This window comes from Neisseria gonorrhoeae, assembly GCF_003315235.1.
In the GTDB taxonomy this organism is placed as follows: domain Bacteria; phylum Pseudomonadota; class Gammaproteobacteria; order Burkholderiales; family Neisseriaceae; genus Neisseria; species Neisseria gonorrhoeae.
In genome coordinates this window covers 123,430-147,865 of the sequence record NZ_QNRU01000001.1, presented here as the reverse complement: position 1 = coordinate 147,865, position 24,436 = coordinate 123,430, and the positions used below count along the sequence as shown (strand labels likewise).

General features: G+C 54.3%; 24 protein-coding genes. 13 read left to right on the top strand and 11 right to left on the bottom strand.

Annotated elements, in window-relative coordinates; all coding sequences use genetic code 11:
* Positions 1–72: 72 nt before the first annotated feature.
* The 5 genes from DFR77_RS00865 to adk all read right to left on the bottom strand — a co-directional run bounded on the left by DFR77_RS00865 (position 73) and on the right by adk (position 5,690).
* Complete coding sequence (locus DFR77_RS00865; protein WP_003692796.1) at positions 73–1,617, bottom strand: type I restriction-modification system subunit M; 1,545 nt, start codon at positions 1,615–1,617, stop codon at positions 73–75.
* A 74-nt stretch (positions 1,618–1,691) separates the two neighbouring features.
* A complete protein-coding gene (rfaD, locus tag DFR77_RS00860; protein WP_003687838.1) occupies positions 1,692–2,696 on the bottom strand; it encodes an ADP-glyceromanno-heptose 6-epimerase in 1,005 nt (334 codons plus the stop codon).
* Between the two features lie 63 nt (positions 2,697–2,759).
* Entirely contained in the window at positions 2,760–3,722 is a 963-nt protein-coding gene (gene hldA, locus DFR77_RS00855) for an ADP-heptose synthase (RefSeq protein ID WP_003692794.1), read from the bottom strand.
* 55 nt (positions 3,723–3,777) lie between these two features.
* Positions 3,778–4,518, bottom strand: a complete 741-nt coding sequence (pyrF, locus tag DFR77_RS00850) for an orotidine-5'-phosphate decarboxylase (protein ID WP_003687835.1) — start codon at positions 4,516–4,518, stop codon at positions 3,778–3,780.
* Between the two features lie 524 nt (positions 4,519–5,042).
* The gene (gene adk / locus DFR77_RS00845) at positions 5,043–5,690 is read right to left on the bottom strand and encodes an adenylate kinase (RefSeq protein ID WP_003687832.1); all 648 of its coding nucleotides are present in this window, start codon (positions 5,688–5,690) and stop codon (positions 5,043–5,045) included.
* 214 nt (positions 5,691–5,904) lie between these two features.
* Here adk and htpX point away from each other — a divergent pair, with 214 nt between their 5' ends.
* Positions 5,905–6,744: a protease HtpX gene (gene htpX, locus DFR77_RS00835; protein WP_010357358.1), complete on the top strand. Its 840-nt coding sequence runs from the start codon at positions 5,905–5,907 to the stop codon at positions 6,742–6,744.
* 235 nt (positions 6,745–6,979) lie between these two features.
* On the opposite strand, the gene DFR77_RS00830 is transcribed toward htpX, so the two are convergent.
* Both DFR77_RS00830 and DFR77_RS00825 read right to left on the bottom strand, forming a co-directional pair.
* The gene (locus DFR77_RS00830; protein WP_010359891.1) at positions 6,980–8,278 is read right to left on the bottom strand and encodes an adenylosuccinate synthase; all 1,299 of its coding nucleotides are present in this window, start codon (positions 8,276–8,278) and stop codon (positions 6,980–6,982) included.
* A gap of 104 nt (positions 8,279–8,382) precedes the next feature.
* A complete protein-coding gene (locus tag DFR77_RS00825; protein ID WP_003690853.1) occupies positions 8,383–9,534 on the bottom strand; it encodes an ATP phosphoribosyltransferase regulatory subunit in 1,152 nt (383 codons plus the stop codon).
* 334 nt (positions 9,535–9,868) lie between these two features.
* Between DFR77_RS00825 and DFR77_RS00810 the strand changes: the two genes are divergently transcribed.
* From DFR77_RS00810 to DFR77_RS00780, 7 genes are read left to right on the top strand one after another with little or no spacing between them, the layout of a single operon-like run.
* Entirely contained in the window at positions 9,869–11,248 is a 1,380-nt protein-coding gene (locus tag DFR77_RS00810; protein WP_003687823.1) for a sodium-coupled multidrug efflux MATE transporter NorM, read from the top strand.
* Between the two features lie 43 nt (positions 11,249–11,291).
* On the top strand, positions 11,292–12,353 hold the full coding sequence (murB, locus tag DFR77_RS00805; RefSeq protein WP_057321578.1) for a UDP-N-acetylmuramate dehydrogenase: 1,062 nt from the start codon (positions 11,292–11,294) through the stop codon (positions 12,351–12,353).
* A complete protein-coding gene (locus DFR77_RS00800) occupies positions 12,344–12,994 on the top strand; it encodes a TetR/AcrR family transcriptional regulator (RefSeq protein ID WP_047924258.1) in 651 nt (216 codons plus the stop codon). Before murB ends, DFR77_RS00800 begins: the two co-directional genes overlap by 10 nt.
* A 54-nt stretch (positions 12,995–13,048) precedes the next feature.
* Positions 13,049–13,825: an SDR family oxidoreductase gene (locus DFR77_RS00795; RefSeq protein ID WP_047924259.1), complete on the top strand. Its 777-nt coding sequence runs from the start codon at positions 13,049–13,051 to the stop codon at positions 13,823–13,825.
* 49 nt (positions 13,826–13,874) lie between these two features.
* A complete protein-coding gene (locus tag DFR77_RS00790) occupies positions 13,875–14,441 on the top strand; it encodes a ubiquinone biosynthesis accessory factor UbiJ (protein ID WP_003690844.1) in 567 nt (188 codons plus the stop codon).
* Between the two features lie 19 nt (positions 14,442–14,460).
* A complete protein-coding gene (locus DFR77_RS00785) occupies positions 14,461–15,351 on the top strand; it encodes an NAD(+) kinase (RefSeq protein WP_003687818.1) in 891 nt (296 codons plus the stop codon).
* 24 nt (positions 15,352–15,375) lie between these two features.
* Entirely contained in the window at positions 15,376–16,134 is a 759-nt protein-coding gene (locus DFR77_RS00780) for a pseudouridine synthase (protein ID WP_003692782.1), read from the top strand.
* A gap of 54 nt (positions 16,135–16,188) precedes the next feature.
* Here DFR77_RS00780 and DFR77_RS00775 read toward each other — a convergent pair whose 3' ends face one another.
* Complete coding sequence (locus DFR77_RS00775) at positions 16,189–16,854, bottom strand: NAD(P)H-dependent oxidoreductase (protein WP_003692780.1); 666 nt, start codon at positions 16,852–16,854, stop codon at positions 16,189–16,191.
* Positions 16,855–17,050: 196 nt separating this feature from the next.
* Complete coding sequence (gene folE2, locus DFR77_RS00770) at positions 17,051–17,824, bottom strand: GTP cyclohydrolase FolE2 (RefSeq protein WP_003687811.1); 774 nt, start codon at positions 17,822–17,824, stop codon at positions 17,051–17,053.
* A gap of 203 nt (positions 17,825–18,027) precedes the next feature.
* Between folE2 and DFR77_RS00760 the strand changes: the two genes are divergently transcribed.
* A complete protein-coding gene (locus DFR77_RS00760; protein WP_003687810.1) occupies positions 18,028–19,185 on the top strand; it encodes a trans-sulfuration enzyme family protein in 1,158 nt (385 codons plus the stop codon).
* Positions 19,186–19,248: 63 nt separating this feature from the next.
* Here the strand turns inward: DFR77_RS00760 and hemB are convergent, their stop codons facing one another.
* Complete coding sequence (gene hemB, locus DFR77_RS00755) at positions 19,249–20,250, bottom strand: porphobilinogen synthase (protein WP_003687809.1); 1,002 nt, start codon at positions 20,248–20,250, stop codon at positions 19,249–19,251.
* Positions 20,251–20,433: 183 nt separating this feature from the next.
* Positions 20,434–20,718: a ribosome assembly RNA-binding protein YhbY gene (gene yhbY / locus DFR77_RS00750; RefSeq protein ID WP_003690833.1), complete on the bottom strand. Its 285-nt coding sequence runs from the start codon at positions 20,716–20,718 to the stop codon at positions 20,434–20,436.
* A 109-nt stretch (positions 20,719–20,827) separates the two neighbouring features.
* Between yhbY and DFR77_RS00745 the strand changes: the two genes are divergently transcribed.
* From DFR77_RS00745 to DFR77_RS00730, 4 genes are all read left to right on the top strand, one after another.
* A complete protein-coding gene (locus DFR77_RS00745; protein ID WP_003687807.1) occupies positions 20,828–21,448 on the top strand; it encodes an RlmE family RNA methyltransferase in 621 nt (206 codons plus the stop codon).
* Between the two features lie 63 nt (positions 21,449–21,511).
* Positions 21,512–23,479, top strand: a complete 1,968-nt coding sequence (gene ftsH / locus DFR77_RS00740; protein ID WP_003687806.1) for an ATP-dependent zinc metalloprotease FtsH — start codon at positions 21,512–21,514, stop codon at positions 23,477–23,479.
* Between the two features lie 221 nt (positions 23,480–23,700).
* Positions 23,701–24,132, top strand: a complete 432-nt coding sequence (locus DFR77_RS00735; RefSeq protein WP_025455777.1) for a type II toxin-antitoxin system RatA family toxin — start codon at positions 23,701–23,703, stop codon at positions 24,130–24,132.
* Positions 24,125–24,403, top strand: coding sequence for an RnfH family protein (locus DFR77_RS00730; RefSeq protein ID WP_003687804.1), 279 nt, complete (start codon positions 24,125–24,127; stop codon positions 24,401–24,403). Before DFR77_RS00735 ends, DFR77_RS00730 begins: the two co-directional genes overlap by 8 nt.
* Positions 24,404–24,436: the final 33 nt, after the last annotated feature.

Genomic DNA, 24,436 nt, shown 5'->3' with positions numbered 1-24,436 from the left:
CTTACAGGTTGCCGCCCGTATTTTCAGACGGCCTCTTTCCCATTCAGTTGTTGCAAAATATGCAACAACTGCCTAGGTTTCAATCTCTGCAATCACTTCGTCAATTTCACGCCGCAGCCGTTCGATTTTGGCGACGGTTTCGCTGATTTCGGCGTTGAGCTGTCTGATGTCGATGACCTCGCGGGTGTCTTCGGCTTCGACATAGCTGCTGACGGCGAGGTTGTAGCCGTTGTCTTTGACGGTTTGCTGGGCGGCGTTTTGGGCGATATGCGGCACATCGGCTTTGTCGGCGAAGAGTTTGACGATTTCGGCAATGTGTTCTTCGGTTAAGACGTTGTTGTTGGTTTCTTTTTTAAAGAAGCCGCCTGCATCGATGAATTGGATGTCGGTATTGTCTTTGTGTTTGGACAAAACCAGGATATTGACGGCGATGCAGGTGCCGTAAAAGAGATTGGGCGCAAGGGCAATCACGGTTTCCACATAGTTGCCCTCCACCAGATATTGGCGGATTTTCTGCTCTGCGCCGCCGCAATAGAAAATGCCGGGGAATGAGACGATAGCGGCGCGGCCTCTGCCGGAAAGGTAGTTCAGTGCGTGCAGGATGAAGGCAAAATCGGCTTTGGATTTCGGTGCGAGTACGCCTGCGGGGGCAAAGCGGTCGTCGTTGATCAAGGTGGGGTCGTCGCTGCCTATCCAGTCGATGGAATAGGGCGGATTGGAGACGACGGCATCAAAGGGTTTGCTGTCTTTGAGTTTGGGGTTGGTCAGCGTGTCGCCCAATTCGATGTGGAATTTGTTGTAATTGACGTTGTGCAGAAACATATTCATGCGGGCGAGGTTGTAGGTGGTGTGGTTGATTTCCTGCCCGAAGAAGCCTTCTTCGATGATGTGTTCGTCAAACTGTTTTTTCGCCTGCAAGAGCAGGCTGCCCGAGCCGCAGGCGGGGTCGTAGATTTTGTTGACTTTCTCCTGCCCGTGCACCGCCAGCCGCGCAATCAGCTTGGAGACGCTTTGCGGGGTGAAAAATTCGCCGCCGGATTTGCCTGCGTTGGCGGCGTAGTTGGAAATCAGGTATTCGTAGGCATCACCGAAAAGGTCGATGCGGTGGTCTTCAAAATTGCCGAAATCGAGTTCCGCCACGCCTTTAAGGACGGCGGCAAGGCGTTTGTTTTTGTCGGCAACGGTGCTGCCGAGCCGGCTGCTGGTGGTGTCGAAGTCGTCAAACAAGCCTTTGATGCCTTGTTCGGACGGGTAGCCGGAGGCGGAGCTTTCAATCGCGGTAAAGATTTCTTTCAGCTTGGTGTTGAGCTCTTCGTTTTGATGGGCTTCGGCGGCAATATTGCAAAAAAGCTGGCCGGGGTAGATGAAATAGCCTTTGACTTTGACGGCATCGTCTTTGATTTCGGGCGTGATGATGCTGTCCGGCATAGCGGCGTAATCAATGCTGCTGTCGCCGGCCTGCATATAGTCGGTGAAGTTTTCGCTGATAAAGCGGTAGAAAAGTGTGCCGAGAACGTATTGTTTAAAGTCCCAGCCATCCACCGCGCCGCGTACTTCGTCGGCGATTTTCCAAATTTGGCGGTGCAGTTGGGCGCGTTGTTGCATTTCGGTCATCATCGAAATCCATATATAAAGTTAAACAAATCAAAATCGCCTGATATTTTCAGACGATTTTTTTACGGGCATTCAAATTAAGCCAAATTTTCCAGCATCCATTTGACGTAGCGGTTGACACCTGCTTTGACATCGAAAAATTCTTCCTTATATCCGGCTTCGCGCAATTTGGTGATGTCGGCTTGGGTGAAGCCCTGGTATTTGCCTTTGAGCGCGTCGGGAAAGGGGATATAGCGGATAAGTTCTTCTTCTACCAACTCTTTCAAGCTCAATTCAGATTTGCCTTCGGCGGCGCGGCAGGCGTTGACGGCGGCGGCGGCGAGTTCGTTGAACTGTTGGCTGCGGCCGGTGCCGAGGTTGTAGATGCCGGAAAGTTCGGGATGGTCGAAGAAGTAGAGGTTGATTTTGGCGACGTCTTCGACGCTGACGAAGTCGCGGGTTTGTTCGCCGTTGCCGTAGCCGTCGTTGCTGCCGAACAGGTTGACGTAACCGTGTTCGCGGTATTGGTGGAAATGGTGGAAGGCGACGGATGCCATGCGGCCTTTGTGTTGTTCGTGTTGTCCGTAAACGTTGAAGTAGCGGAAGCCGACGACTTGGGCGGTGAGACCTTCTTTCATGCGGCGGCGCAATACTTGGTCAAACAGGAATTTGGAGTAGCCGTACACATTAAGCGGTTTTTCGAGTTCGCGCTCTTCGCGGAAGATTTCGCCTTTGCCGTAAACCGCCGCACTGGAGGCATAAAGGAAGGGGATGCGTTCGTCCTGACACCAGTCCAACAAATCCAGCGTGTACTGGTAGTTGTTTTCCATCATATACAAACCGTCGTGGTTCATCGTATCGGAACACGCGCCTTGATGGAAAACGGCTTCGATGTTTTGATAAGGTAAAATGTGTTCCCTCACTTGGCGGATAAATTCGTGTTTGTCGAGGTAGTGGGCGATTTCGCACTCGGCAAGGTTTTTGAATTTTTCGCCTTTTGTCAGATTATCGACGGCGACGATGTCGGTAATGCCGCGTTGGTTGAGGGCTTTGACGATGTTGCTGCCGATAAAGCCGGCCGCGCCTGTTACGATGATGGTCATATTCGGTTTCCTTTGTTTTGAGGGTTTCAGACGGCATTGGATGGTCATGCCGTCTGAAAAGATTTATTGCCCGTCCAGTGCTTCAACCAACTCTGCAAACGAGCAAACCGCCGTACCGAGTTTCGCCACGACAACCCCGGCCGCAGTATTGGCAAGGTACATGGCTTCGGGCATGGTGCAGCCTGCCGCCAGCCCCAAGCCCATTCCGGCAATGACGGTGTCGCCTGCGCCGGACACGTCGTAAACTTCTTGGGCGCGGGTGGGCTGGTAAATGGGTTCGCCTTCGCTGAACAAGGTCATGCCCTCTTCGCTCCGGGTCAGCAAAACGGCGGTCAAGTCGAGGTGGCGGCGCAGGTTTTGCGCTTTTTCGGTCAGATCGCCTTCGTTTTTCCAACTGCCGACCACTTCTTTCAATTCGGCGCAGTTGGGCGTAATCAGAGTTGCGCCGACATATTTTTCGTAATCGTCGCCTTTGGGGTCGATTAAGACGGTTTTGCCGACATGTTTCGCCCAATCGATCATATCGGAGATATGCGACAGACCGCCTTTGCCGTAGTCCGAAAAAATGATTACGTCGTATTCGGGCAAGATTTCGCGGTATTTCCGCTTGATTTGTTCCAACACTTCGCGGTTGGGATGTTCTTCAAAATCAAGGCGGATAAGCTGCTGGTTGCGGGCGACGACGCGCAGTTTGACGGTGGTGGCGATTTGTTTGTCGCGCATCAGATAGGAGGCGACGCCGTCCTGCACCATCAGCGCGTCGAGCGCGGCGGCGGCTTCGTCGTCGCCGGTTACGGACAACAGCCCTGCCCTGCCGCCCAACGAAGCGATGTTGCGCGCAACGTTCGCCGCGCCGCCCGCCCGTTGGTCGATTCGTCCGATTTTTGCCACCGGCACGGGTGCTTCGGGCGAAATTCGGGACACGTCGCCAAACCAATAGCGGTCGAGCATCACGTCGCCGACAACAAGAACTTTGGCTTGTGCGAAACGGGATTTGAGGGTTTCTTGTTGGAACTTGGCGGGCATATTGCCTCCGTTGTGTTTTGTTCAGACAACCTTAACCTGTAAGACCGCCTGAAAATCAGTTTGCTTCAAGGTTTGCCACGCGGTTCACTTCGCGCAATACGGCGACCGGATCGGCGGCTCGGGTAACGGGGCGGCCCATCACCAGATAAGTCGAACCCGCCGCCAAGGCTTCGGCGGGTGTCATAATGCGGCGTTGGTCGTCGTTGTTGCCGGCAACGTCCAAGCGGATACCCGGTGTAACCAAGACAAAATCCCGTCCCAATTCGCGGCGCAGCGGCGCGGCTTCTTGGGCGGAACAGACCACGCCGTCCAAGCCCGAACTTTGTGCCAGTTTTGCCAAACGGATGACTTGTTCTTCAGGGGCGGTGTTCAAACCGATTTCCGCCAAATCGCTTTGCTCCATGCTGGTCAACACGGTTACGCCGATTAAGAGCGGTTTCGTGCCGTATCCGGCAACGGCTTCGGCGGCGGCTTCCATCATACGTCTGCCGCCCGACGCGTGCATATCGACCATCCACACGCCCATATCGGCGGCGACTTTACACGCCTGCGCGACGGTGTGGGGAATATCGTGGTATTTCAAATCAAGAAAGAGTTTGAAACCCTGATGAATCAGGCTTTCCGCCAAACTGCGCCCCGTAGCGGTAAACAGCTCTTTGCCGATTTTGATTTGGCACAACGCCGGATCAAGGTTGCGGACGAATCCGAGCGTGTCTTTTTCGTTGGCAAAATCAAGGGCAACGATGACGGGGGTACGTTGTTGCGGAGTTTGGAAGTCGGTGATTAAAGGATTCATGGTGTTTTCGTTTCGGGTTTTCAGACGACCTTTATCGTCTTTTTCGCAGTATAGCGGATTAACTTTAAACCGGTACGTCGTTGCCCCGCCCCGGCTCAAAGGGAACGATTCCCTAAGGCGCCCAAGCACCAGGCGAACCGGTTCCGTACTATCCGTACTGTCTGCGGTCCGCCGCCTTGTCCTGATTTTTGTTAATCCGCTATAACAACGTAAATTCAAACCGTAGGCCGGGCATTGATGTCCGACCCACGCGGACTCAAGCCCCCGACAAACTGTTTCGGATAAATTTGAACCGGTACATCAGCCGTCATTCCCGCGCAGGCGGGAATCCATTGATAAAACTCAGTTCATCAGATTTAAACAGCGATTGCCCAAATTCAGAAATGGATTCCCGCCTGCGCGGGAATGACGCCGAATGATTATTTTTCGGTTGCAACACGCTGTTTATCAAAAACAGGTCGTCTGAAAACCTGATTTTCTGTTTTCAGAGTGCGAAGCCTGCCCGTGGGTACGACCTTTTCGATTTATTTGCCCAATGCGCCCAATACTTCGGCTTTCACAGCTTCTACTGCTTGGGTACCGTCGACTTTGATGTATTTCGGCGCGTGTTCGCCTTCCAGCTTGCTGTAAAAATCAACCAAAACTTCGGTTTGCTCGTGGTAAACGGCAAGACGTTTTTTCACGGTTTCTTCTTTGTCGTCGTCGCGCTGAATCAAATCTTCGCCGGTTACGTCGTCTTTGCCTTCGGTTTTAGGCGGATTGTAGGTAACGTGGTAAGTACGGCCGGAAGCCAAATGCACGCGGCGGCCGCTCATGCGGTCGACAATCACGCTGTCGGATACGTCGATTTCAACGACCGCGTCCAAACCCACGCCTGCTTCCACCATCGCTTCGGCTTGCGCCAATGTACGCGGGAAACCGTCGAACAGGAAACCGTTTTTGCAGTCGTCTTGCGCGATGCGTTCTTTGACCATGCCGATAATGATGTCGTCGCGCACCAAACCGCCTTCATCGATGATTTTTTTCGCTTCCAAACCCAAGGGCGTGCCTGCCTTAATCGCGGCACGGAGCATGTCGCCGGTAGAGATTTGCGGAATGCCGAACGCGGCGGTGATGAATTGCGCCTGAGTGCCTTTGCCCGCGCCCGGTGCGCCTAAAAGTAATGCTTTCATGAAGTGATCCTTTTAAATGTGTTTATTGGAATCAAACAGATGGTTTACGATTCTACACGGCTTGGCGCAATAGTTCAAAAACCAACTGCACAAACTGCCATTTGCAAGCAAATGTTTTGCATACCTTTGCCGAGCCTGATATTCACAAGGCGGCAACTTTTTGGGACAATCCCCAAAGTTTCAAAACATCACACCCTACCAAAAAGGAACATCCGTGAAACGCATTTTTCTGTTTTTGGCTACCAATATCGCTGTTTTGGTCGTAATCAACATTGTTTTGGCGGTTCTGGGCATCAACAGCCGGGGCGGCGCGGGCAGCCTGTTGGCGTATTCCGCCGTCGTCGGCTTCACTGGTTCGATTATTTCGCTGCTGATGTCCAAATTTATCGCCAAACAATCGGTCGGTGCGGAAGTCATCGACACGCCGCGCACCGAAGAAGAAGCCTGGCTTCTGAACACTGTCGAAGCCCAAGCGCGGCAATGGAACCTGAAAACGCCAGAAGTCGCCATCTACCACTCCCCCGAACCCAATGCCTTTGCCACGGGCGCATCGAGAAACAGCTCCCTGATCGCCGTCAGCACCGGTTTGCTCGACCATATGACGCGCGACGAAGTGGAAGCCGTGTTGGCGCACGAAATGGCGCACGTCGGCAACGGCGACATGGTTACGCTGACGCTGATTCAAGGCGTGGTCAATACCTTTGTCGTGTTCCTGTCGCGCATTATTGCCAACCTGATTGCCCGAAACAACGACGGCAGCCAGTCCCAGGGAACTTATTTCCTAGTCAGCATGGTATTCCAAATCCTGTTCGGCTTCCTTGCCAGCCTGATTGTCATGTGGTTCAGCCGCCAACGCGAATACCGCGCCGACGCGGGCGCGGCAAAACTGGTCGGCGCACCGAAAATGATTTCCGCCCTGCAAAGGCTTAAAGGCAACCCGGTCGATTTGCCCGAAGAAATGAACGCAATGGGCATCGCCGGAGATACGCGCGACTCCCTGCTCAGCACCCACCCTTCGCTGGACAACCGAATCGCCCGCCTCAAATCGCTTTAAACCGATTTGAAACGACAAAAAACCGTACGCACAAGCAGTACGGTTTTTTCGTATATGCCGACTGAAAACATCAGGTTTCCATACCGGCACCAACCGTATCCATTTCCGCACCGGATACGCCGCATTGATATATCCCCGACAAACCGTGTCCGGACAGAAAATATCAGATAAAACAGCGGTAAAAATGCCGTCTGAAACCAATTAGGGCTTCAGACGGCATTTTTACTGCAAAACCTTATGCGAACGGATGATGCAGCACAATCGTTTCTTCGCGGTCGGGGCCGGTGGAGACGATGGCGACCGGCGCGCCGCAGACTTCTTCAATCCGTTTCAAATATGCTTTGGCATTGGCAGGCAATGCGTCGTAGCTTTTCACGCCGACAGTCGATTCGCGCCAGCCGGGCATGGTTTCGTAAATCGGTTTGCAGGTTTCCACCGCATCCGAACCGCAAGGCAGGATGTCGGTTTTGCCGCCGCCTGGCAATTCGTAGCCGACGCAGATATTGATGGTTTCAACGCCGTCCATTACATCGAGTTTGGTAATGCACATACCGGAAATGCCGTTGATTTGGATGGAGCGTTTCAGGGCGGCGGCATCAAACCAGCCGCAGCGGCGCGCGCGGCCGGTTACCGAACCGAATTCGTGTCCGCGCTCCGCCAAACCTGCGCCTACTTCGTCGAACAATTCGGTCGGGAACGGGCCCGAACCGACGCGCGTGGTATAGGCTTTGACGATGCCCAAAACATAATCCAGCATTTGAGGACCTACGCCCGCGCCTGCCGAAGCCGCGCCGGCGAGACAGTTGGACGAGGTAACGAAGGGGTAAGTGCCGTAGTCGATGTCCAACAACGCACCTTGCGCGCCTTCAAACAGCAGTTTTTCGCCGTTTTTGTTTTTTTCGTTCAACACGCGGGACACGTCGGCAATCATCGGCGCAATGCGCGGCGCGACTTTTTCGATAACCGCCATCACGTCTTCCGCTTTAACCGGTCCGGCGTTGTGCAGGTATTGGAGTTGGACGTTGTAATAGGCAAGGACGGCATCCAGTTTTTCACGCAGTTTTTCAGGATGCAGCAAATCGGCGGCGCGAATGGCGCGGCGTGCCACTTTGTCTTCGTAGGCAGGGCCGATGCCGCGGCCGGTCGTGCCGATTTTGCCTTTGCCGCGCGATGCTTCGCGGGCTTGGTCGAGCGCGATGTGGTAAGGCAGGATCAGCGGGCAGGTCGGCGCGATTTTCAGACGGCCTTCGACGTTTTTCACGCCTGCCGCGTTCAACTCGTCAATTTCGCCCAACAGGGCTTCGGGGGAAACGACAACGCCCGAACCGATGAAGCAATCCAATCCTTCGTGCAGGATACCGCTCGGAATCAGGCGCAAAATGGTTTTTTTGCCGCCGACGACCAAGGTATGGCCCGCATTGTGGCCGCCTTGGAAGCGCACGACGCCGCCGGCTTCTTCCGCCAGCCAGTCAACGATTTTACCTTTACCCTCGTCGCCCCACTGTGCGCCGATTACTACAACATTTTTAGCCATAGCCATATAACCTATCGATATTAAAAATTATTGCGGAAAATCCCCAAACCGGTGCGGCTTTGCGCCCCGCCCCGGTTTGCCTTTCATCCGCTATGAACGGGTATTTAGCGTTTCACGATCTGCCAAACGCCGTCCGTCTTTTTCAGACGGCCTGCAAGCTCTTCCGAAACATTGTGTCCGATACCGTAGTCAATCACGACACACTGCCCTTGTTCACGCAAGGCTTCGACCGCTTCGCGCGCCGCTTCTGCATCTTCCGCATCGACCAACACGGCGGGCTGCCGTTCGACGGCGGGCAAACGCCCGATAAAGCTGCGTAAGTCGAAACTGAATCCCGTTGCCGGGCGCGCCCTGCCGAAATATCCGCCCAATCCGTCATAACGCCCGCCGCGCGCGACCGCGTCGTGGAAATCGGCGGCATAGGCGGCATACAGCAAGCCCGTGTGGTAATTGTCGACGCGCAGCTCGGACAAGTCGATATGGATTTCATTATCGGGGAATGCGTCGCACACCGCCTGCAATTCGTCCAACGCGCCGCCGACCGCCGACAAATCCGGCAACCGTCCGCGCGCGTCGGACAACACTTCACGCCCGCCGTACAGGCGCGGCAGCAACGAGAATGCTTTTGCCCACATACCGTCCAGCTTCCAAGCCTTGACCTGCGCTTCGACCGACCCGGTATCTTTATCCTGCATCAAGGCAAGCAGCGTTGCGGACTGCCCCGCATCCAAATGCGCCGCATCGGACAAGGCGCGGAATATGCCGATATGCCCCAGCGAAAGCAGCACTTTGCCCATATCGGCAATTTTCATGCTTTTCAGCATAAGGTCTATCAGCTCGATGTCGCCACGGATGTCGGCAAAACCGTACATTTCCGCCCCTGCCTGCAAGGGTTCGCGCATATTCGGCAGACCGTCGGGCTGCGCGTGCAACACCGGACCGGCATAACACAACCGGTTAATCCCTTGGTTGGCGGACAAAAGATGGGCATCGATACGCGCCACCTGCGGCGTGATGTCGGCGCGTATGCCCAACTGCCTGCCGCTGAGCCTGTCCGTTACCAAAATGGTTTTCAGTGAAAGCCCCGCATCGATATGCGTCAGCAGGGAATGTGCGTACTCCATCAGCGGAGGCTGTACCAGTTCATAACCGTGTACGCGGAACAGTGCCAACAACTGCTCGCGCGCGCTTTCAAGCTGCCGCGCGTTCGTGGGCAGTACGTCGGCGATATGTTCCGGAAGCTGCCATGTCTGCATGAGAATCTGCCTTCTGTTTTATCCTGTAAACACAAAAGACTGCCCGATCCGCAATCAGACGGCATCTTTGCCGCAACGCATCACGCCGCTGTCAAAACGGCGATGCTTCCTTCCGATTCAGAATCCGAACAGCCCCTGTCCGACGGCTCAATGCCGTCAAGTCGTTAAAACCAAACTTTACCATAAAATACACACAATCTGAATATACTTTTATACCCCGTATCCGCCGTCTGACGGCACGGTATTTTTTACTATATAATGTGCACCATTATTTCTCATCACTTCCCGCTGCCGTTTTTTTGTTTCAGACGGCATTTTTATTGACTGAACACTTATGCTGCTCGACCTCGACCGCTTTTCCTTTTCCGTCTTCCTGAAAGAAATCCGCCTGCTGACCGCCCTTGCCCTGCCCATGCTGTTGGCGCAGGTCGCGCAGGTGGGCATCGGTTTCGTCGATACCGTGATGGCGGGCGGTGCGGGCAAGGAAGATTTGGCGGCGGTGGCTTTGGGCAGCAGCGCGTTTGCCACGGTTTATATTACCTTTATGGGCATTATGGCGGCGCTGAACCCGATGATTGCCCAGCTTTACGGCGCGGGTAAAACCGGTGAAGCAGGCGAAACGGGGCGGCAGGGGATTTGGTTCGGGCTGATTTTGGGGATTTTCGGCATGATTTTGATGTGGGCGGCGATTACGCCGTTCCGCAACTGGCTGACTTTGAGCGATTATGTGGAAGGCACAATGGCGCAGTATATGCTGTTCACCAGCTTGGCGATGCCGGCGGCAATGGTACACCGCGCACTGCACGCCTACGCTTCCAGCCTGAACCGCCCGCGCCTGATTATGTTGGTCAGCTTTGCGGCGTTTGTGTTGAACGTGCCGCTGAACTATATTTTCGTTTACGGCAAATTCGGTATGCCCGCTTTGGGTGGCGCAGGTTGCGGCGTGGCGACAATGGCGGTGTTTTGGTTCAGCGCGCTGGCATTGTGGATTTATATCGCCAAGGAAAAATTCTTCCGCCCGTTCGGACTGACAGCGAAATTCGGCAAACCGGATTGGGCGGTGTTCAAACAGATTTGGAAAATCGGCGCGCCCATCGGGCTGTCTTATTTTTTGGAAGCCAGCGCGTTTTCGTTTATCGTGTTTTTGATTGCGCCTTTCGGCGAGGATTATGTGGCGGCGCAGCAGGTCGGCATCAGTTTGTCGGGGATTCTCTATATGATTCCGCAAAGCGTCGGCTCGGCAGGGACGGTGCGCATCGGCTTTTCGCTTGGGCGGCGCGAATTTTCGCGGGCGCGTTATATTTCAGGAGTATCGCTGGTGTCGGGCTGGGTGCTCGCCGTGATTACCGTGCTTTCCTTGGTATTATTCCGTTCGCCGCTGGCAAGCATGTACAACGATGATCCGGCAGTTTTAAGCATTGCCTCCACCGTCCTGCTGTTCGCCGGCCTGTTCCAACCGGCAGACTTCACCCAATGTATCGCGTCCTATGCCCTGCGCGGTTACAAAGTCACCAAGGTGCCGATGTTCATCCACGCCGCCGCCTTCTGGGGCTGCGGCCTACTGCCGGGCTATCTGCTCGCCTACCGTTTCGATATGGGCATTTACGGCTTCTGGACGGCATTGATTGCCTCGCTCACCATCGCAGCCGTCGCCTTGGTGTGGTGCTTGGAAAAATACAGTATGGAGTTGGTCAAATCACACAAGGCCGTCTGAAAACGCAGCACACTTCAATTCAAATACAGTTAAAGCTCAAACCATGCAACCCATCCGATACCGAACCGACCTCACCCCCTACAACACTTTCGGCCTGCACGCCCAAGCCCGGGCCTTTATCGCGCTTAAACACGCCGACGAATTGCGCGACATCGTCCGACTGCCCGAGTTCGACCGCGATACTGTTTTATGGCTGGGCGGCGGCAGCAACATCCTTTTGATGCAGGATTACGACGGCTTGGTCGTCCATATGGAAAACAAGGGCATACGCGAGATTGCGCGCTCAGACGGCATGGTTCTGATTGAAGCGCAGGCGGGCGAAATTTGGCACGATTTCGTGTTGCACACCGTCGCGCTGGGTTTGAGCGGTTTGGAAAACCTGAGCCTGATTCCGGGTACGGTCGGCGCGTCGCCCGTGCAGAACATCGGCGCATACGGCGTGGAGGCGAAAGATGTGATTCACAGCGTGCGCTGCTTCGATTTGGATACGGAAACCTTTGTAACCCTTTCCAATGCCGACTGCCGCTTCGCCTACCGCGAAAGCCTGTTCAAGCAGGAAGGCAAAGGGCGTTATGTGATTGTTTCGGTCGTATTTGCATTAAAAACGCATTTTGTGCCGAACTTGGGCTACGGCGATTTGGCGGCGAAGGTTGCCGAATTGAGTGCAGGTAGGGAGGCAACGGCGAAAGACGTTTCCGATGCGGTATCCGCCATCCGCAACAGCAAATTACCCGACCCGAAAGTTTTGGGCAATGTCGGCAGTTTCTTTAAAAACCCCGTCGTCAGCGCGGAAAAAGCCGCCACCCTGTTGCAGCGGCATCCCGATATGCCGCTCTATCCGCAGCCCGACGGTTCGGTCAAACTCGCCGCCGGCTGGCTGATCGACCAATGCCGTCTGAAAGGCTTCCAAATCGGCGGTGCGGCGGTACATGACCGGCAGGCTCTGGTTTTGGCGAACAAAAACAATGCCTCTTCAGACGACATCTGGAAACTGGCGCAACACGTCTGCAATACAGTATTTACTCGATTTCAGGTAGAATTACACGCCGAACCCAATTGGCTGCCCACTTCGTTCAGCCTGCAAATCCAAGGAGTATGCCCGTGACCCGCATTGCAAAAACCAATACTTACACCCGCATCATCGACGCCAGCCTTGCGCTTTTCAACGAGGAAGGCGAGCGCAACATCAGCACCAACCATATCGCGGCGCATTTGGGCATCAGTCCGGGCAATCTTTATTACCACTTCCGCAACAAAGACGAAATCATCGTCCAACTCTTCAAACGTTACAGCGAAGCCCTGTTGGCATACCTGAATGAAGCCGTGTTGCCCTCTGATGTGGAAGACTCTATCAACTATATGGCAGGCATTTACGATGTCATGTGGGAATACCGCTTCCTCTTTAGCGACGTAAACACCCTGCTTGCGCGCAGTGCCGAATTGTTGGGCGAACACAATACCTTTACCCAAGCCAAAGTCTCGCCGCTTCTAGTCAAACTGCTGACCCAGCTCAACGGGCTGAACGTCATCAACGCCGACCAAACCGCTATGAACGACCTCGCCGTCAATATGTGGATGGTTACGAAATACTGGTTCGACTTCGACAGCTCCCTGCGCGGCCGTACCAAGCTGACCGAAGACTCCAAAGCACGCGGCATCCGTCGTACCTTAAGCCTCCTTCGCCCCTATCTTTTGCCCGAACACCGCGCGGAATACGACCGCAAAATCGGCAACGGCAACCCGTAAACCCATAACGTCCGAATCAGCCTTCAGACGGCACTTACCCGACGGTATCAGCGAATGCGCGCAGTCCCCCCGCCCCATATCTCCATCACAGGCCTAGGTTACCTCGGCCTGCCGCTGGCACAAAAGTTTTACCGACACGGCAGCCGCGTCGCCGCCATAAAACGCAGCCTGACTTCGGACGACATCAACCTGCCCATACACCTCGACACCTTCGACCTCAACCGTACCGATACCTTTCAGACGGCATTGTGGCGGCATCACGCCGACAAACCCGTCTGGTTCTTCCTGCTGCCGCCCTCCTTTTTGGCGCATTACGCCGACACCGTCAAACAATGGGCAGAGCTTGCCCGGGCGTGCAACGTGCAACACCTGATTTTCACAAGCAGCACAAGCGTTTACGGCGATAAAGCGCGAGAATGCGACGAAACCGCCGCACCCGATCCGCAAACCGAGTCCGCCCGACAAATCCTTGCCGCCGAACAACACCTGCTCGACAACGGCGTTCCGAACATCGACATCCTGCGGCTGGGCGGGCTTTATTGCGCCGAACGCCATCCCGTCAGCCGCCTCGTGCAAAAGCAAAACATCCAAGGCGGCAACCGGCCTGTCAATATCGTCCACCGCGACATCGCCGTCGAAAACCTGTTTCAGACGGCATCCAACCCCGGCGGCAGGCGGCTGAAAAACATTATCGAACCGCGCCACCCGACACGCCGCGAATTTTATACGGAAGAAGCCGCCAAACTCGGCCTGCCCGCGCCGGATTTCTTACCCGACGACAGCGTGGGCAAAATCATCCGTACCGTTTGCGATAACGGCTTAAGCCTGTAAAATAAGCGGCAACAGCAACAACAGGCATTCTCCGCCCCAATCAAAAAATATGTCCGCCCTCCTCCCCATCATCAACCGCCTGATTCTGCAAAGCCCGGACAGCCGCTCGGAACTTACCTCCTTTGCAGGCAAAACACTGACCCTGAACATTGCCGGGCTGAAACTGGCGGGACGCATCACAGAAGACGGTTTGCTCTCGGCGGGAAACGGCTTTGCAGACACCGAAATTACCTTCCGCAACAGCGCGATACGGAAAATCCTCCAAGGCGGCGAACCCGGGGCTGGCGACATCAGGCTCGAAGGCGACCTCATCCTCGGCATCGCGGTACTGTCCCTGCTCGGCAGCCTGCGTTCCCGCGCATCGGACGAATTGGCACGGATTTTCGGCACGCAGGCAGGCATCGGCAGCCGTGCCACCGACATCGGACACGGCATCAAACAAATCGGCAGGAACATCGCCGAACAAATCGGCGGATTTTCCCGCGAACCCGAGTCCGCAAACACCGGCAACGAAGCCCTTGCCGACTGCCTCGACGAAATAAGCAGACTGCGCGACGGCGTGGAACGCCTCAACGAACGCCTCGACAGGCTCGAACGCGACATTTGGATAGACTAACCTTCAGACGGCATCCGACATGAACAGCCCTTTTCACAACATCGGTATCGTAACCCGCCCCAACACGCCCGACATCCAAGATACCGCACACACGCTGATTACCTTTTTGAAGCAGCACGGCTTTACCGTCTATCTCGACGAAGTCGGCGTAAGGGAATGCTGCATCTATACCCAAGACACCGACGGCTGCCATATCGTCAACAAGACCGAACTGGGGCAATACTGCGACCTGGTCGCCGTCTTAGGCGGAGACGGCACCTTTCTCTCTGCCGCCCGCGAAATTACCCCCCGCGCCGTTCCGATTATCGGCATCAACCAAGGTCATTTGGGCTTTCTTACCCAAATTCCCCGCGAATATATGACGGACAAGCTATTGCCCGTTTTAGAAGGAAAATACCTTGCCGAAGAGCGCATCCTGATTGAAGCCGCACTGATCCGCGAAGGCAAAACCGCCGAACGCGCCCTCGCCCTCAACGATGCCGTCCTCTCCCGCGGCGGTGCCGGACAGATGATTGAATTTGAAGTCTTCGTCAATCAGGAATTCGTCTATACACAACGTTCGGACGGGCTGATTGTCTCCACCCCCACCGGATCGACCGCCTATTCGCTTGCCGCCGGCGGCCCAATCATGCAGGCAGGATTACACGCCTTCACGCTCGTCCCCATCTGCCCGCAATCTATGACTAACCGCCCCATCGCCATTCCAGACACGTCCGAAATCGAAATCCTCGTTACCCAAGGCGGCGACGCGCGCGTTCATTTCGACGGACAATCCTTCATCGACGTGCAAAACCTCGACCGCATCATCATCCGCCGCTACCACAATCCCTTACGCATCCTACACCCGACCGACTACCAATATTTCAAAACCCTGCGCCAAAAACTGCACTGGGGCGAGCAATTAGTCTAAGCCGGCCTTCACCCGAAAGTACCCATGAATTCCAAAATTTCCTCCGACCATACAGAAGATACCATACGCCTCTCCAAACGTATGGCACAACTGGGGCTTTGTTCGCGCCGCGAAGCCGACGGCCATATCGAACAGGGCTGGGTAACGGTCAACGGCAAAACCGCCGTACTCGGTCAGAAAGTTTCACCGGCAGACCGTATCGAACTGAACAAGAAAGCCCACGAACAGCAGGCGGCACGCATTACCATCCTGCTGAACAAACCCGTCGGCTATGTCAGCGCACAAGCGGAAAAAGGCTATAAATCCGCCGCCGAACTGATTACCCCTGAAAATTGCTGGGAAGGCGACACCAGCCGCATCAGTTTCGATCCGAAACACAAAATCGGTCTTGCCCCCGCCGGCAGGCTCGATATCGATTCAGTCGGATTGCTGGTGTTGACGCAAGACGGCCGTATCGCCAAGCAGCTTATCGGCGAAAACAGCGGCAGTGAAAAAGAATATTTGGTGCGCGTGCGCGGCAAATTGGACGAAAAAGGACTTGCCTTACTGAATCACGGATTGAGTTTGGACGGTGATAAACTGCGTCCCGCCAAAGTAGAATGGCAAAATGAAGACCAACTGCGCTTCGTGTTGAAACAGGGTAAAAAGCGGCAAATCCGCCGTATGTGCGAACTGGTCGGACTGCGCATCGTCGGGCTGAAACGCATCCGCATGGGCAAGGTCAAACTCGGCAGGCTGCCGCCCGGCAAATGGCGTTATCTCGCTCCCGGCGAATCGTTTTAAATAAGCATTAAAAAATGCCGTCTGAAAATCCTTGCGTTTTCAGACGGCACTGCCTTATGCCCAAATAACGGTTTCTTCCAAGGGCCTGCGCGCTTTCGTGACGATTTCCTGAACCCGGTAGCCGAATATCGCGGCAACGGACACGCCCCATTCTGCCGCATCGAACAAACCGAACTGCCCGGACAATACGCGTTCCATATCGGCATAGTTGAAACCTTCCACCGGGCAGGAATCGATACCCGCCATCGCCGCACCCGTCATCATGTTGGCTAACGCGATATAGGTCTGGCGGCAGCACCAGTCAAACAAGGCGCGCGAATCGTCCAAAATCTTGATGTCGTCAGCTTGAAACGCCTGATACCTCGCCAAAGATTTTTCTACGGCATCCGGTTCGGTAACGCCGCGCCGTTTGAGACTTTCCAACATAAACGGGCTGTCGAAGCGGGCATTTTTCTTCGCCAAAAACACCACCAAATGACTGGCGGTATCCAAAGCATCCGCCATACCCCAAGAAAACAGCTTGATTGCCTGTCGGATTTCGGGGTTTTGAACCACAACAAACTGCCAAGGCTCCGAACCGACCGAACTGGGCGACAAACGCCCGAGTTCTAAAATAAACTGAAAATCCTCGGCACTGATTTTACGTGCCGCATCGTAATGCCGGCACGATTTGCGGTTTTTAAATGCGGATAGAACCTGCTCTTTGCTTAATACTGTCATCGTGCATCCTTTTATTACTTTGATTGCAAATTGATTTCAAACCGATACGGCACTGCCGCACCCTATAAGCCGTCCTCGCCATCAAGCTTCACCCGGATTTTACCCATCTCTCTACGGCTGGGAAAACAAAGCGGCGGCAGATTCGGGAATAACTCCCCAATGCCTTTCAGACGGCATTTGGACATCGCAAACGCGCCTACGGGTAGGCGATATAGGCATAAGCCGAATGGTTGTGGATAGACTCGAAATTCTCGCTCTCGACGACGAAACTCTTGATGCGTTTGTCGGCAATCAGCGAAGTAGCGACATCGCGCACCATATCTTCCACGAATTTCGGGTTTTCGTAGGCCTTTTCGGTAACGTATTTTTCATCGGGGCGTTTGAGCAGGCCGTAGAGTTGGCAGCTCGCCTGCGTTTCCACATAATCGATAACTTCCTCGATACCGACTTCGGCATCGGAAGTCAGGCTGACGGTAACGTGCGAACGCTGATTATGCGCGCCATATTGGGAAATTTCTTTGGAACACGGGCAAAGCGAGGTTACGGGAATCATGACCTTCATACTGTGGCCGTATGCCCCGTCTTTCATTTCACCCGTGAGGCTGACATCATAATCCAGTAAGGACCGGATACCGGATACCGGCGCGGTTTTCTTGCGGAAAAACGGAAAAGAAACGCTGATTTTGCCGGCGCGGGAATCCAAAAGCGCGACCATTTCGGCAGTCAGCCTATGCAATTGTGCGAAATCCAAGACTTCGGTATGTTGCTCCATCAATGCGACAAAGCGCGACATATGCGTCCCTTTCTGCTCGGCGGGCAGATAAACCGTCATCGTCAGGCGAGCAACCGTGGATTGTGTTCCTTCGGCGGTTTTCAGGGTAATCGGGAAGCGCAGGTCTTTAATGCCGACCTGATTGATCGGCAGGTTGCGCAAATCTCTGCTGGATTGCACGTCTGCAATGGCGTTCATGCGTTGTTTGTCCTTAATATTCAGATAATTATTGAGATGTGTGTATTGTATGGCAGGCAGATGCCGTCTGAAAAAACGCTGTCGGCCGTCCTGCCTGCAAATGCGAGATTATATCACTTGCTTTTGGCGGCTGCATTGATTGTTTCTATTTTCGGGATAGTGATAAAATCCCGACTTATCCATATCTTACAAGGCAGAAACAGATGAAATTCCCGACCCGTGCCATCCATTCCGGCTACGATTGCGACGAACACAACCGCGCGCTGATGCCGCCGATTTATCAAAACAGTATGTTTGCGCTGCACGAAATCGGCGAAAATGTGCCTTACCGTTATTCGCGCCTGAGCAACCCGACCCGTCAGATTTTGGAAGACACCGTTGCCGATTTGGAACACGGTGCGGCAGGTTTTGCGTTTTCCAGCGGTATGGCGGGGATTGATGCCGTGTGGCGTACCTTCCTGCGCCCGGGCGATACCATCGTCGCGGTCGCCGATATTTACGGCGGCGCATATGACTTATTGGTCGATGTTTATCAAAAATGGGGGGTGAACGTTGTTTTTGCCGATTTGGGCAATCCCGATAATTTGGACGAATTGCTCAAAGCGCACAATGTCAAACTGGTTTGGCTGGAAATGCCGTCCAATCCGCTTTTACGCTTGGTAGACATCAAAGCCCTTGCAGCGAAAGCCAAAGCAGCCGACGCGCTGGTCGGCATCGACAACACCTTTGCCACGCCGTATCTGCAACAGCCCTTGGATATGGGTTGCGATTTTGCATTCCATTCCGCTACCAAATATTTGTGCGGCCATTCCGACGTATTGATGGGCATCGTCGTTGCCAAAACCAAAGAGCTGGCTCAGCCTTTGCACGATATGATGGTGCATACCGGCGCGATTGCAGGCCCGACGGACTGCTGGCTGGTGTTGCGCGGCATCAAAACGCTTGCCCTGCGTATGGAGGCACACTGCAAAAACGCACTCGAAATTGCGCGCCGTTTGGAAGCCCATCCTGCCATTGAAAAAGTGTTCCATCCCGGCCTGCCGTCTCACGAACATTACGCACTCGCCCAAGCGCAAATGCCCAAAGGCATCGGCGGCGTGGTTACGGTTTATCTCAAAAACGACACGCGCGAAGCGGCAAACAGCGTGATTAAAAACATGAAACTGGTCAAAATGACCTCCAGCCTCGGCGGCGTGGAAAGTCTGGTCAACCATTGCTATTCCCAATCTCACAGCGGCGTGCCGCATAATGTGAAAATGGAAATGGGCATCAGGGTCGGACTCCTGCGCTTCTCCATCGGTATTGAAGACGTAGATGATATTTGGAACGATATTTCCGCCGCACTCGATACAACTTTGTAAACCGTAAAAAATGCCGTCTGAAACCATAGTTTCAGACGGCATTTCAATATTGCGAATCAAATATCAACGCTTCAGCATCTTTGCCGCCTCAATGGCGTAATAGGTCAAAATCCCGTCCGCACCCGCACGTTTGAATGCCAGCAGGCTTTCCAAAACCACTTTGCCGCCGTCCAGCCAGCCGTTGGCAACCGCCGCCTGCAACATCGCATATTCGCCCGAAACCTGATAGGCATAAGTCGGTACGCCGAACTCGTCCTTCACGCGGCGGACAACGTCCAAATACGGCAAACCGGGCTTCACCATCACCATATCCGCACCTTCCTGAATATCGAGCGCCACTTCATGCAGCGCCTCATCGGTATTTGCAGGATCCATCTGATAGGTCTTTTTATCTGCCTTTCCCAAATTGCCCGAACTGCCTACCGCATCACGGAAAGGGCCGTAGAATGCAGAAGCATATTTGGCGGAATATGCCATAATCCGCGTATGGATATGTCCGGCATCCTCCAAAGCCTCGCGGATGGCGCCGATACGCCCGTCCATCATATCGGAAGGAGCAACGACCTGCGTGCCCGCCTCTGCATGACATAAAGCCTGTTTCACCAAGACTTCTACGGTTTCATCATTCATCACGTAACCGTTTTCGTCCGTCAGTCCGTCCTGACCGTGCACCGTATAAGGATCGAGCGCGACATCCGTCATAATGCCCAGTTCGGGAAACCTCTCGCGCAAGGCTCGGACAGTTGACGGCACGAGTCCTTCGGGATTGTACGCCTCCTGCGCACGCCCGGTTTTGTTTGCCGTAACCACGGGAAAGAGTGCCAACATCGGAATACCGAGCTTCACCGCCTCTTCCGCCGTAAACAGCAGCCTGTCCAAACTCTGACGCTTCACGCCCGGCATAGAAGGCACATCCTCCTCGCGCGCCGCCCCCTCCAATACGAACACCGGATAAATCAAATCATCGGCGGTCAGCATATGCTCGCGCATCAGGCGGCGTGAAAAATCATCCCTGCGCATACGGCGCATACGCGAAGCCGGAACATTGCGGTAAGGAAATTGCATAAGCCCTCCAATCATCCTGTCAACAATTCAAATCATACGGAAGCCGCCGCAACTTGCAGACGGCATCGAGCGGTAATCAAAATCCGTTTTCACCGGAAAGGGTTTCGGCACGCCGAAATGCCGCGCCGAAGGACAGCATGCCGCCCATTGAAAGAACAATAGCAAAACAACCACTTCAGGCTGTCAGGCCTCGATATTCTTACGCCACAATACCAAAAGTTTCCCGATATGCCGAACAGGTTGCGCGTCAACCGCCTCACACAAGGTATTGCAGATTTCGATACGCTCGGCACGGTCGTCGCCGAATACGCGCACTTTAATCAGCTCATGCGCCGTCAGTGCCGCATCGGTTTCCTTGATGACTGCATCCGTCAGACCCTGCTGACCGACCATCACAACAGGATGGAGATGGTGCGCGCGCGCTTTCAGTTCCAAAATTTCTTTGGTGTTCAATTTGGTATCCGCCATTTTCCTACTGTTTGAATAAAAAGGATAATGCAGCATTGTACGCGATTTGGCACGGCAACGGCAAAATTAACGTACAATACACCGTTTACATTCCGACCCGCGAACCACTATGGCTGTACGTTCCAAATCCTCAAAAGCGTGGCTGCACGAACACATCAACGACCACTACGTCCATATGGCGCAAAAAGACGGCTACCGCGCCCGTGCCGCATACAAACTTTTGGAAATCAACGAAAAAGACAAGATAATCAAACCCGGCACGGTACTTGCCGACTTGGGCAGCGCGCCGGGAAGCTGGTCGCAGGTTGCCGCCAAGCTGACGGGTACTTCCGGAACGGTTTTCGCCTTGGACATCCTGCCTATGGAAGCCATAGGGGGCGTGTCCTTCATTCAGGGCGACTTCCGCGAGAACGACGTTTTGGCGCAATTCGAAACCTTGTTGGACAACCGCCCGCTCGACCTTGTAATCTGCGATATGGCGCCCAATATGTCGGGAAACGCCGTAAGCGATCAGGCACGCAGCTTTTATCTGTGCGAACTGGCTTTGGACTTCGCCTCGCAACACCTGAAAACCGGCGGCAGCTTTTTGGTCAAAGTCTTTCAGGGTGCAGGCTATCAGGAATACATGGCAGCCATGCGCGAAATTTTCGGCACTGTGCAGACGCGCAAACCCGAAGCCTCGCGCAATCGCTCCAGTGAGATTTATTTATTGGGCAAAAATAAACGCTGACAATACAGACGGCGTGCTTTACAATCATTTCCGTTTTACACCTCAATTATGGAGCCTTGCTAAGTGGGGAACACCTTTAAATCAATCCTTGTCTGGGTCGCCTTGGGTATCGGCCTGATGGCTGCGTTCAACGCTTTGGACGGCAAAAAAGAAGACAACGGGCAAATCGAATATTCTCAGTTCATCCGACAGGTCAACAACGGCGAAGTATCCGGCGTCAACATCGAAGGATCCGTCGTCAGCGGTTACCTGATTAAAGGCGAGCGCACCGACAAAAGCACCTTCTTCACCAACGCGCCCTTGGATGACAACCTGATTCAAACCCTTTTGAACAAAAACGTCCGCGTAAAAGTAACGCCGGAAGAAAAACCGAGCGCGCTGACTGCCCTGTTTTACAGCCTGCTGCCCGTCCTGCTGCTGATTGGCGCATGGTTCTACTTTATGCGTATGCAGGCGGGCGGCGGCGGAAAAGGCGGCGCATTCTCCTTCGGCAAAAGCCGCGCCCGCCTGCTGGACAAAGATGCCAACAAAGTTACCTTTGCCGATGTCGCCGGCTGCGACGAAGCCAAAGAAGAAGTGCAGGAAATCGTCGATTACCTCAAAGCACCGAACCGCTATCAAAGCCTCGGCGGCCGTGTTCCGCGCGGCATCCTGCTGGCGGGCAGCCCGGGAACCGGTAAAACACTCTTGGCGAAAGCCATTGCAGGCGAGGCCGGCGTGCCGTTCTTCAGCATTTCCGGTTCCGATTTTGTCGAAATGTTCGTCGGTGTCGGTGCAAGCCGCGTCCGCGATATGTTCGAGCAGGCAAAGAAAAACGCCCCATGCATTATCTTTATCGACGAGATTGACGCGGTAGGCCGCCAACGCGGCGCAGGTTTGGGCGGCGGCAATGATGAGCGCGAGCAAACATTAAACCAATTATTGGTTGAAATGGACGGTTTTGAGAGCAATCAGACTGTAATTGTGATTGCGGCAACCAACCGCCCCGACGTACTCGATCCTGCGCTGCAACGCCCCGGCCGCTTCGACCGCCAAGTCGTCGTCCCCCTGCCGGACATCCGGGGGCGCGAACAGATTTTGAACGTCCATTCTAAAAAAGTGCCTTTGGACGAATCTGTGGATTTATTGTCCCTCGCGCGCGGCACGCCCGGTTTTTCCGGCGCGGATTTGGCGAACCTGGTCAACGAAGCCGCCCTGTTTGCCGGCCGCCGCAACAAAGTCAAAGTCGATCAAAGCGATTTTGAAGACGCCAAAGACAAAATCTATATGGGTCCGGAACGCCGCAGTATGGTGATGCACGAAGACGAAAAACGTGCGACGGCGTATCATGAGTCCGGACACGCGATTGTTGCCGAAAGCCTGCCCTTTACCGACCCCGTCCACAAAGTAACCATTATGCCGCGCGGACGTGCGCTGGGTCTGACTTGGCAGCTTCCGGAGCGCGACCGCATCAGTATGTATAAAGATCAGATGTTGAGCCAGCTCTCCATCCTGTTCGGCGGACGGATTGCCGAAGACATCTTCGTCGGACGCATCTCCACCGGTGCATCAAACGACTTTGAACGCGCAACCCAAATGGCACGCGAAATGGTAACGCGCTACGGCATGAGCGACAAAATGGGCGTGATGGTTTATGCGGAAAACGAAGGCGAAGTCTTCTTGGGGCGCAGCGTAACCCGTTCGCAAAACATTTCCGAGAAAACCCAGCAGGACATCGACGCGGAAATCCGCCGGATTTTGGACGAGCAGTATCAGGTTGCCTACAAAATCCTCGATGAAAACCGCGACAAGATGGAAACGATGTGCAAAGCCCTGATGGAATGGGAAACCATAGACCGCGATCAGGTACTGGAAATTATGGCGGGCAAACAACCCAGCCCGCCCAAGGATTACAGCCACAACCTGCGCGAGAATGCGGACGCGGCGGAAGATAACGCGCCGCACGCTCCGACTCGGGAAAAAACCGAAGCACCTGCCCCGGCAGACACCGCCTCGACAGAGTCCGGGCAGCAGCCTGAAAACAAGGCTTAACTTCCCGAACAAACGGCAGCCCGCAAGCTGCCGTTTTCCCATCCCGTTTTCAGACGGCATTTTCCGCTCAATGCCGTCTGAAACGCCAAAGCCGTATCGGTTTTTGCGAATCTGCGATATGGCGGTTTAAATTGAAATCAGAACGGGGCAAGGCTGTACCGGTTTAAAATTAAACCGCTATAATACCGCCCTTCGAATACACGCCCGCATTGGTGATGCCCGTGAAAAAAGTTGAAAAAAACATCTTGGTGCTGCACGGCGCGGACAAAATGTTCGAGCTGGTCGACAAGGTTGAGGATTACCCGCACTTTCTGCCGTGGTACAGCAAGACCGAGGTCATCGGGCGTAGCGGCAACGAACTGAAGGCGCGGCTGTTTATGGATTATATGCGCGTTCGCCAATCGTTTGCCACGCACAACCGCAACATCCCCGGCAGGGAAATCCGTATGGAACTGCTCGAAGGCCCGTTCAAAACCTTACGTGGAACGTGGAAATTTATCGATTTGGGCGACGATATGTGCAAAATCGAATTCAATTTGGAATACGATTTTTCCAATGCCGTTTTGTCCGCCTTAATTTCCCCCGTCTTCAACCACCTTTCCGCCACGCTGGTCGAAGCGTTCGTCAAAGAGGCAGACCGCCGTTATGCTTGAAATTGAGATTGTGTACGGTCTGCCCGACCGACAGGTTTTGAAAACCATGCAGCTTGCCGAGGGAACAACCGTCCGCACCGCCGCACTGCAAAGCGGTTTGGACGGCATATTTGAAAATTTAAACCTGCATTCCGCGCCTTTGGGCATTTTCGGCAAAGCCGTCAAAGACGACACGCCGCTGCGCGACGGCGACCGCATCGAAGTGTACCGCCCGCTGTTGATCGACCCCAAAGAAGCGCGCCGCAAACGCGTTCAAAATCAAGAAGAATAACCATGCCGTCTGAAGCCTTCAGACGGCATTCGA